This is a genomic window from uncultured Kordia sp. (genome assembly GCF_947489565.1).
GTDB lineage: Bacteria > Bacteroidota > Bacteroidia > Flavobacteriales > Flavobacteriaceae > Kordia.
Window position 1 is genome coordinate 1 of the sequence record NZ_CANLEA010000095.1, and the last position, 218, is coordinate 218.

The following is a 218-nucleotide window of genomic DNA, read 5'->3' on the forward strand; positions in this document are numbered from 1 at the left end:
GGAATACTTACATCTACTGTCGTTTGTCCCGCTGGGATGGTTGCTGTAACTGTTGTCGTGGTATAATCATCTGGATTTGTTGCACTGTTATCTGTGGTAGTGATACTTACTACCGTATCTACACTACTTGGATTGTCTATACTTACAGCTACACTCGCTGTTCCTGCATCTTCTGCTACCGTTACATCACCTACGCTCATTGCTGGTGTATCGTTATC

At 43.6% G+C, this 218-nt stretch carries 1 protein-coding gene; it reads right to left on the reverse strand.

Annotated features, from left to right (window positions below; genetic code table 11):
* A partial coding sequence (locus Q0845_RS27855; RefSeq protein WP_298521253.1) for a Calx-beta domain-containing protein occupies positions 1-218 on the reverse strand: 218 nt, incomplete at both ends.